Here is a 9219-nt window from a genome sequence, read left to right as displayed (position 1 = left end):
CGGATGCTCCCACGACCCAGTCATCACAACCAGGCCCGCAGGGCAACTTCTCTATCTTACTGATCTCGTTCCCGGTGTCAAATCGCCTTCCGGCGACCTGCTCGTGGGCACGAGGCAGTTCCTTCATCTCGGACACTCAGAGAGTTGTTCGGGATTCGGGAGGTGTTCGATGCTTGACGGGAGCCGGTCCGAGGACCTCCGCTCAACCGTTTGGGGCGAACAGGTAATAACTTACGCGGATCCCGGGGGTCGGGCAAATCCAGGCGGACCGCCGGGCGTGTCGCGCCGTTCTCCGCGTCAGGGCGCCCGGAGACGGCTCACTTGGTGACCACGCACGTGCGGAAGTAGATGAGGTTGGCTGCGGCGAACGAGCCGTCCGGCGACTCGATGACGTCCATGACGCCTTCGACGTAGCTGTTGTGGAGGTCGATCGACGCAGTGGTGAGTCCCGCGGAGTCCAGAACCTCATAAGCGCCCTGCCATCCGGCTATCGCATCGGTGATGTACAGCTCGACGTCGCTGTGTTCCATGCCGAAGGAGTCGTACATCGGGGTCATGCTCTCCGCCTGCGCTTCTGCGGCGTCGTCCAGGCCTTCCCGAGCCGCCTGGCACATCAGTCCTTTCAGCACCTTCTGCTCCAGCGCGTCGACGACCGCTCGGAACTCCGGGGTGGGCTGGGTGAGCATGCGCGCGTTGACCAGGCGGATCGCGTCGTCGTTGATGCTGAGCTCCCAGCCGATCGCGAGCTGGAGAACGGCGTCGAGCTCCTGGTAGAACGAGACCCACCGTTCCCCGGAAGCGAGCAACGTCTGCTCCTCGTCGGTGAGCTGGGTACCCGAACGGACTGCATCGTCCGCCTGACGCATGGCGCCGTCGAGCTCGGCAGGAACCTCGATGGCGCTCTTCCGAGCGACCAGGGTGATGTCGTCGAAGTACCCGCTGAGGCTGGAACTCGCATCCTGCACACCGACGCGGAGAACACCGCGAAGCGCACTGGAGCCCCCGCCCCCGCAGGAGGTCAGCGCCAGAGTCAGAAGCAGAACACCGCAGACGGCGAAGCTCTTCGTCAGGCGCGCACCCGCCCGCACGACCTCGCGGGACATGTCACGGCCCCGTCGTCGGGGGTCGGCTCTCGCCGAACAGCAGATTTCTCAGATTCGCAGCCATTGCGTCCCCAGCCTTTGCGACAGTCCCCCAGCCCTCCTGAGGATCCTCCGCAACCCGTCCGCGCGCAAGAGCCTCACGGACGGATGCCCGGTGACGGGTTCGTGAGGCCTTCCGCAGGGTAAAGCGAAAGCCCCCGGCGCGAGCCGGGGGCTTTCTGTTCTGTGGACCTAAGGGGATTCGAACCCCTGACCTCCTCGATGCGAACGAGGCGCGCTACCAACTGCGCCATAGGCCCGTGAACGGCTTCTACGCTATCACGCCGCGGGAGCCGATCGCATCGCGCGGATCAGCCCGCGGCACGTCGCGAGAGGAGATCGCGGACATGCGCCTCGATCTCGGCGTCGTCGACGAAACCCATCTGCGCATAGGGCGAGCTCGCGGCCGGCATCTGCACGGGTGCGGGCGGCGCCATCTGCTCGGCCCTCTCGCGCAGTGCGGCGACCCGCGCCGCCTTGCGCCGCTCCTCCTGCGCCTCGATCTCGGCACGTGCGGTCTGTGCCCGCGAGCCCGTGACCGTCACGAGGGGTTCCGGCAGCGGGCGCGGAGTCCACGTGGCGCGACCCTGATCGTGCAGCTCAGGAGCAGGACGCTCTCGGGCGGGCTCCGCGGCGACCAGCGGGCGACGAGCGGATCGCTGCGCCACCGACGCCATCCTCTGAAGCATGATCCCGGCGACCGCGACAGTCGCACCGCCGATCCAGACCAGGAGCTGCGCGCCCGAGGTGAGGATCTGCCACACGCCGAGGCCCGCGACCGCCAACCCGAGCAGCAGGGCGGTCGTCGCGGTGGCGCGCACCCGGCGGCGGGCGCGCGCTCGGCGCACCAGCGGATCGGCACGTGTCGCCGCCAGTTCCTGACGCAGCGCCTCGAGCTCGGCGTTCTCCCGTTCGGACTGCACGCGTCTGGCGAGCTTCTGCTGCGCGAGAGCCGTGCGGGCATTGAGCTCCATACGCACCTCACCGGGAGTCTCACTCGTCTCGGCGAGCACCCGCAGTGCCTGGTTCAGGCGGACGGCGTTGCGCTCGGCAGCGTTGTACTGGAAGCGGCCGCGCCACGAGGGCAGCAGATACAGCATCCACAGGAGCACGGCGACGAGAACGATCACTCCCCCGCTCAGCACCGGCCCGTCCATAGGGTCAACGGTAAGGGCTGACCGGCGCTGCGCCCGGCAGGCGACGCGTGTCGCGGCGACTCCGTTTCCGAACGCGCCCGCGACGGGCCCTCAGAGGGCGATGCGATCCGACGGCGGCACGGTCGCGGCATCCGGCGGCACCTGGCCGTTGAGCCAGCGCGCGAGCACGCCCTGCGGCACATCCTCCCGGGTCAGCGAGAACGCGTAGTGGTCGCGCCAGTCCCCGTCGATGTGGATGTAGCGCCGTCGTAGACCCTCGTAGCGGAAGCCGAGCTTCTGCACGATCCGCAGGCTCGCCGCGTTCTCGGGACGGATGCAGATCTCCATGCGGTGCAGGCCGTACTCGGTGAAGCAGGCATCCGTCGCGAGGGCGACCGCCGTGGGGGTGATCCCGCGGCCGGCGAAGCGTTCGCTCACCCAGTACCCGATGGTCGCCGAGCAGAGCGATCCGCGTGCGACGCCCCACACGTTGAGCTGTCCGGCGACCTCGCCCTCGTACTCCATGACGAACGGATAGCCCGATCCGTCGCGGTACTGCTGCAGCAGCCGCCGGATGCTGAGGCGCATGTCGAAAGACACCGATCCGTATGGAACAGTGGCCTCCCAGGGCTGCAGCCAGGATCTGTTCGCGAGCAGCTCGTGCTGCAGAGCGCGAGCATCCTTCGTGCGCACGAGCCGGAGCTCGATCGGACCGTGTCGCATTCCCGTCGCCAGATCCATGAGTCGTCCCGACGCCCGCAGAGTCGCCTAGAGGCGTTCCGCGAACTCCTTGAGCCAGGGGCGCAGCTCCGGGCCGAGGTCGTCGCGATCAGACGCGAGCTGCACGATCGCCTTGATGTAGTCCACACGGTCGCCGGTGTCGTAACGCCGTCCGCGGAAGATGACGCCGACGACCCCGGGGCCGTCGGGATCGGCGGCCATCTCCTGCAGCGCGTCGGTGAGCTGGATCTCGCCGCCCTTGCCGGGCTCGGTGCGCTCAAGGATCTCGAACACGGATGCCGGCAGCACGTAGCGACCGATGATGGCGAGGTTGGAGGGAGCGTCCTCCTGCGCCGGCTTCTCGACGAGGCCGGTCACGCGTACGTTCTCGGAACCCTCGATCGCCTCGACGGCGGCTGCGCCGTACATGTGGATGCTGGCCGGGTCGACCTCCATCAGCGCGATCACGGCGGCGCCGCTGCGCTCGTGCTCGGCGATCATCTCGGTCAGCAGCGGGTCGCGCTCGTCGATGAGGTCATCACCGAGGAGCACCGCGAAGGAGCTGTCTCCGACGTGGGTGCGGGCGCGCAGCACGGCGTGGCCGAGTCCCTTGGGCTCTCCCTGACGCACGAAGTGGATGTCGGCGAGATCGCTCGACTTCACGACGCTCGCGAGACGACCGTCGTCGCCCTTCTCCATCAGCTTCACCTCGAGCTCGGGAACCGAGTCGAAGTGGTTGGAGATCGCGTTCTTGTTGCGACCGATGATGACGAGGATGTCGTCGATCCCGGCGTCTGCCGCCTCTTCCACCACGTACTGGATGGCCGGCTTGTCGACGACGGGGAGCATCTCCTTCGGCATCGCCTTCGTCGCAGGCAGGAATCGCGTTCCCAGGCCTGCCGCGGGAATGACGGCCTTGATCTTGTGCGAACCCATCCTCACAGCCTAGCGGTCGGCACCGACGTAGACTCGGAGCCATGTCGAACGACGTCGAACACGCGAAGCGCGCCCTGCGTGCAGAGCTGCGTGAGCGACGTCAGCTCCTCTCCGCTGCGCAGCGCGACGCCGCGGCATCCGCGATCGGCGAGCGACTCGACCTCCTCATCGACGAGGTCGGCGCACGGTCTATCTCCTGCTTCCTCTCCACCACCACCGAACCGGGCACCCGCGATTTCGTGACGAGGGCGGTGCGCCGCGGCATCCGGGTGCTGCTGCCGATCACGCGCGCAGACGGCCTGCTGGACTGGGCGGTCGCCACCGACGACGACGAGATCGCCGAGGGGCTGTTCGGACTCCCGGAGCCGACCGGCGAGGTGCTGGGGCCGATCGCCGTCAACGACGTCGACCTCATGATCGTCCCCGCCGCGGCCGTCGACCGCGCCGGCATGCGGATGGGCTGGGGCCGCGGCTACTTCGACAAGACCATCGGCTCCATGGAGAAGTGCCCGCCCGTCTACGCCGTGATCTATGATTCCGAGATACTCGACTCCCTGCCGCGGGAGGTGCACGACCAGCCGGTGAACGGCGTCGTGACCCCGACGCAGACCCTGGAACTGTCGCCCACGCGACGCTGACCCGCAAGGACCTCCATGCCCACCTATGCCTATGCCTGCACGTCGTGCGGACACCGTTTCGACGCCGTCCAGAGCTTCTCGGACGACGCGCTCACCGAGTGCCCCGAATGCGGAGGCACGCTGCGCAAGCAGTACGGCTCGATCGGCGTCACCTTCAACGGCTCGGGGTTCTACCGCACCGACTCGCGCGCCAAATCGGGCGGATCGAGCGAGGGTTCGGCATCATCGAAGACGGAGTCGAAGACGAGCGCCGCACCGGCAGCTGCGTCGACTCCGGCCTCTTCCTGAGGTCCCGACCTGTTGGGAGTTCCCATGCTCAAAGGCTTCAAGGATTTCATCCTCCGCGGCAACGTGATCGATCTCGCCGTCGCCGTGGTCATCGGCGGCGCCTTCACGGCCATCGTCAACTCCGTGGTCTCCACGATCATCACCCCGCTGGTCTCGCTGTTCTTCAAGGCCGACGCCACGGGCACCTTCGGCCCGCAGCTGACGAGCATCTACGGTGACACCGTCACCTTCCCGATCGGCGAACTCGTGTCGGCGATCATCAGCTTCCTCGCGGTCGCGGTGGTCGTCTACTTCGTCTTCGTCCTGCCGATGAACACCTTCAAGGCGCACGTCGAAGCCCGCAAGGGCACGCGCGCAGAGGCGCCCGCAGACGAACCGGCCGCAGCCACCGAGGCCGAGCTGCTCGTCGAGATCCGCGATCTGCTGAAGAGCCAGCGCAGCACTCAGTAGTGGGGCGGCACATCCTGGATCAGCCGGTCGTCGTTCGGTCCCTTCGGTCCGCGCGGCCGGCGCTTCCGGGATGACGCCGCATCCTCGCCGGCATCGGGCGCGGACTCCGGCGCGGGATCGCTGCCCTCGACTGGAGTGAGCCGCGCTCTCCGCGCGCCGGAGACCCGCTCCACACGCTGGCGCTTCGACTCGTCGTCGGGCTGCTCAGTCATTCTCGGCGTCGAGGACATCGATCGGCTGCGTGTCGTTCTCGGCTCGCGGCGCCGACTCGGAGATGCCGAGCACGCCGGCGATCCGTGTGGCCGCCGTCGCCGGGTCGCTGTAGAGATCGAAGGCGTGCACGCGCACGTAATGCCAGCCGAGGCGGCGGAGCACGTGCGGCCGCAGGCGCAACGTCTCGCGCAGCGACTCGCCCCGGGACTCCGGGTCGGATTCGATCACGACGGCCTTGCCGTCATGCTGCGCGACCAGCGGGAGGAGTCCGCGGTAATCGACGTCGACCGAGGCGCCGAGACGCCGCAGCTCCCGTGCGAGGGCGAGCGTGAGCGGGTCGGCGAGGTCCTCGAGGCGCGCGTCCCGGCTGCGCCCCGCGAGCCCGCCGAGGATCGACATCAGCGTCGCGGCGCCGTGCTCGAGGCGTCCGTCGTCGAACGACGAGGGGCGGATGGACGAGACGATCACCATCGACCGGCGTGCGCGGGTCATGCCCACCGTGAGCAGCCGCTCGCCGTCGGGCGTAGAGAGGTCGCCGAAATCGCTCAGCACGCGACCGTGCTTGGTGAGACCGAAGCCGAGGGAGAAGATCACGCGATCCCGGCTCTCGGCGACCGACTCCTCCAGGGTGAGCACGGCGAAGGGCTCGGCGGTGTCGCGCCCGACGAAGTCCGCGACGTCGGACCGCCCGGCGAACGCGGATGTCACCGCAGCACGGACCCGCTCCGCATGGCGGGTGCTCGCCGTCACCACCATCAGCGACTCCGACGGCCGGTGGATGGCGTGCTCCACGACGAGCGTGACGACCCTGGCGACCTCGGCATCCGGGCTCTCGACGGCTCCGGAGACGGGGTCCGGCGTACCGGTCCCGCCCTCGACGTAGTCGACTGTCAGGCTGCCCCGGCCGAGATACGAACCGGCCCAGGGCAGTGAGACGATCTCGCCGCCGTAGAAGGCATCGTTGATGAGCTCGGCGAGGTCTTCCCCGCCGGCGCGATAGCTGCGGGTGAGCGTCATGACCGGCAGGAGCTCGGACAGGCGCTCGAAGACGGAGATGTCGTCGAACGGAACCTCGGCCTCCCACGACTCCACCGGATCGACCGCGATGTGGAACGGTGTCGGACGCTGCGTCACCGGGTCTCCGAAGGCGACGATCTGGCGGGCGCGGCGGATCGCGGGCGCCGCCTCCGCGAGGTTGATCGCCGCCGCATCGACGAGAAGAACGGCGTCGAACTCGACGGAGTCCGGGATCTCCGGGACGAGATAGGGAGACGAGATCCAGACCGGGGCGAGGACATCGACGAGCGCGGGCGCGGCGCTGACCACCTCCGCCGTCGTCGTGGCGGGCTGAGTCAGCGCACGACGCAGGTGCTGCGACTGCTGCGGCTCGTCGACGATGGCGATCCGCCATTGGTTCGCGAGCTGCCATGCCAGCAGTGGACCGGCCATCGCGGCGTGAGCCTCATCGACGAGCCGGAAATCGCGTTCGAGGCGATCGACGACCGCCGTGTTGGCGCCGAGGAGAGCACGGTTGTCCTGGAGTGCCCGTTCGAGCAGCGACTGCCACCACGCGAACTCGAGCTCGTCACCCACCCGCGCCTCGGAGACGTGACGCACGGAGAGCTCGGCGAGCAGCGGCTCCAGACCCAGCAGGGCGAGCCGGTCGCGCAGCTGTGCGCGCTCGACGAGGTTGTCGAAGACGTCGGACTTCTCGGCGAGGCCGGCCAGCGTGCGGACCAGTCGCGCGACGGGAAGGGTGGCCAGCGGCTCGCGTCGGCCGAGCGCCGCGTCGAGCTCGGCGAGCTCCGCCTCCACCCGCTGCCACGACGATGCGACATCGGCGAGTCCCAGCGGGACCTCCGGCGCGACGCCCGCCTCCACGCACCGCTGCCACTGCGTGCGCTGCGACTGGATGCGCAGCAGCGCCTCGTGCATCTCGGTCACGTGGACCCCTGGCCGCACGTACTCCTTCGCCAGCCGGCGCAGACGACGGCGGTTGGCCGCCGACAGCCCCGGGGCGTCGCGGCGCGAGCCGTGGGCCTGGATCAGCTCGCCGAGCGGGCGTTCGAAGACGGTGGGACTGAAGCGGTCGAGCGAGTCGCGGATGCCCTCGAGAAGCCGCAGGTACTCGCCGAGCTCGTCGATCGTGGCGAACGGCCTCATGTGCGTCTGCGCGATCAGCTCGTATCCGCGTTCTAGGAGAGCGGGCACACTGCTCGAGTGCAGGCGGCCGGCGAGCTCATGCGCGGCGCGGGCGGCCTCGGTGCTCGCGAACGTCACTCCGTACCAGGGCGAATCGTCGGGTCCGAAGCGGAACTCGCCGAGACGCGCGGCCTGCGCCAATGCCTGCGCGGCTTCGGTCCGATCCGCAGCCAGGCGGCGGAGGGCCTCCGGTCCGAGACGCGCGGTCGTCGACGGCGGTACCGGGAGCGAGGCGAGCCGGGTGAGATGGCGGGTCGCGTCGAGGACGGAGGCCTCGGTCCCCGCGATCGGCGTCGACAGCGCCTGCCGGTAGTCCCGCAGCACGGTGCGCAGGCGCACCAGGGCGTCATCCACCTCGCTCACCTTGGGAGCCGTCGCCTTCTCGTTGCGTCCGATCGCGCGGACCAGGTCGCGGCGCACACTGGCCGGTGAGATGGCGAGACCGTCGAGCCCGATACCGGCGAGGCGGTGCCGTACGCCGTCGAGCGTGGAGCGACGGGCCGACACCACCAGCACGCGCTTCCCGCTGCGCACGAGTTCGCCGAGGGCGTTGATGACCGTCTGCGTGCCGCCGGTGCCGGGGAGCGTGGCCACCGTGAGCGAGTGCCCGGCCGCGATGCGCGCGAGAACCGCTTCCTGCTCGGCATCCGCGTCGAGGAGGAGATTGTCGGATGCCGGAGCGCGGTCGTCCGGAGTGGTGTGGTGCGGCGCCGCGCGCGGCGCGGACACCTGCTCGCGGTCGTCGACGTGACCGTTCAGCGCGTTCAGCACGACATGGTCGAGACTGCCGCCGTCCCGGGACATCACGCCCGCGACATCGGCGAATGTGGAGACGACGAGCCGCGGCTCCACCGAGAAGGTGTCGATCGATCGCGTGGTCGCCCGGAGGCTGTCGATCACGGGCTGCGGCTTGAAGATGCCGCCGTCGTAGGCCAGCGAGGCCAGCGCGGCCGGATCGATCGAGATGCCGAAGTGCTCGCGCGCGATGCGCACGAGCTCGGGGTTCACCTCGAACGCTCCCTGCAGCTTCAACTCGAAGTCGGAGTGGTGGCGGCGGATGGCCAGGGGCCGCAGCAGGACGGGCGCCGCGAATCCGGCGCCGCCGATGCGCCAGTGCGCGACGCCGACGGCGAGGTGCACGGCTTCGATCCCCCGCACCGTGCGCAGCTCGGTGTTCTTTGCCGTGATCCGCTCCGCTGCGAGCCGGGCGGTGCGCAGCCCCACCTCGTCGCGGAACAGGTTCGACAGGAGTGTGGATTTCCCGGTGATGAACTGGGGAAGGCTGCCCGGATGCGCCTTCGAGATGTCGATGCCGGATTCCGGTCCGTCGCGGAAGCTGACGAGGGGCGACGGTCCCCCGAGATCGGCGGCCTCGGCGCGGAGGCGCGTGCGCTCGGCTTCCGCGGCGTGGGCGATGCCGACGCCGGTGCCGGCGTCATGCAGATCGCCGAGGGTCACGGAGGCGTCCGCCACTGCGTCATCCGCAGACCTGTC

Annotated in this window: 9 protein-coding genes and 1 tRNA gene; 3 read left to right on the top strand and 7 right to left on the bottom strand. The window is 69.2% G+C overall.

Annotation, left to right across the window (positions count from 1 at the left end; genetic code table 11):
* Positions 1 to 317: 317 nt before the first annotated feature.
* The 5 genes from DW306_RS04340 to galU all read right to left on the bottom strand — a co-directional run bounded on the left by DW306_RS04340 (position 318) and on the right by galU (position 3934).
* The gene (locus DW306_RS04340; RefSeq protein WP_136054419.1) at positions 318 to 1103 is read right to left on the bottom strand and encodes a hypothetical protein; all 786 of its coding nucleotides are present in this window, start codon (positions 1101 to 1103) and stop codon (positions 318 to 320) included.
* 226 nt (positions 1104 to 1329) lie between these two features.
* Positions 1330 to 1402: transfer RNA gene (locus DW306_RS04335), tRNA-Ala, on the bottom strand.
* A gap of 51 nt (positions 1403 to 1453) precedes the next feature.
* Positions 1454 to 2299: a hypothetical protein gene (locus tag DW306_RS04330; RefSeq protein WP_136054418.1), complete on the bottom strand. Its 846-nt coding sequence runs from the start codon at positions 2297 to 2299 to the stop codon at positions 1454 to 1456.
* 90 nt (positions 2300 to 2389) lie between these two features.
* Positions 2390 to 3001 carry a GNAT family protein gene (locus DW306_RS04325; RefSeq protein WP_136054423.1) on the bottom strand — a complete coding sequence of 204 codons (612 nt, stop codon included), beginning with the start codon at positions 2999 to 3001 and terminating at the stop codon, positions 2390 to 2392.
* A gap of 45 nt (positions 3002 to 3046) precedes the next feature.
* Positions 3047 to 3934 (bottom strand): UTP--glucose-1-phosphate uridylyltransferase GalU, encoded by an 888-nt coding sequence (gene galU, locus DW306_RS04320; RefSeq protein WP_136054417.1) that lies wholly within the window; start codon positions 3932 to 3934, stop codon positions 3047 to 3049.
* 41 nt (positions 3935 to 3975) lie between these two features.
* Between galU and DW306_RS04315 the strand changes: the two genes are divergently transcribed.
* From DW306_RS04315 to mscL, 3 genes are read left to right on the top strand one after another with little or no spacing between them, the layout of a single operon-like run.
* Positions 3976 to 4572 carry a 5-formyltetrahydrofolate cyclo-ligase gene (locus DW306_RS04315; RefSeq protein ID WP_136054416.1) on the top strand — a complete coding sequence of 199 codons (597 nt, stop codon included), beginning with the start codon at positions 3976 to 3978 and terminating at the stop codon, positions 4570 to 4572.
* 15 nt (positions 4573 to 4587) lie between these two features.
* Positions 4588 to 4860, top strand: a complete 273-nt coding sequence (locus tag DW306_RS04310) for an FmdB family zinc ribbon protein (protein ID WP_136054415.1) — start codon at positions 4588 to 4590, stop codon at positions 4858 to 4860.
* A 24-nt stretch (positions 4861 to 4884) separates the two neighbouring features.
* On the top strand, positions 4885 to 5310 hold the full coding sequence (mscL, locus tag DW306_RS04305; protein ID WP_136054414.1) for a large conductance mechanosensitive channel protein MscL: 426 nt from the start codon (positions 4885 to 4887) through the stop codon (positions 5308 to 5310).
* Here mscL and DW306_RS04300 read toward each other — a convergent pair.
* Positions 5304 to 5522 (bottom strand): hypothetical protein, encoded by a 219-nt coding sequence (locus tag DW306_RS04300; protein ID WP_136054413.1) that lies wholly within the window; start codon positions 5520 to 5522, stop codon positions 5304 to 5306. The genes mscL and DW306_RS04300 overlap by 7 nt on opposite strands.
* Positions 5515 to 9198 (bottom strand): AAA family ATPase, encoded by a 3684-nt coding sequence (locus tag DW306_RS04295; protein WP_240747051.1) that lies wholly within the window; start codon positions 9196 to 9198, stop codon positions 5515 to 5517. The genes DW306_RS04300 and DW306_RS04295 overlap by 8 nt, the downstream gene beginning before the upstream one ends.
* Positions 9199 to 9219 lie beyond the last annotated feature (21 nt).

This window comes from Microbacterium sp. K24, assembly GCF_004794465.1.
GTDB lineage: Bacteria > Actinomycetota > Actinomycetes > Actinomycetales > Microbacteriaceae > Microbacterium.
The sequence above is the reverse complement of the archived record's forward strand: the minus strand, read 5'-3'. Positions and strand labels throughout refer to the sequence as shown.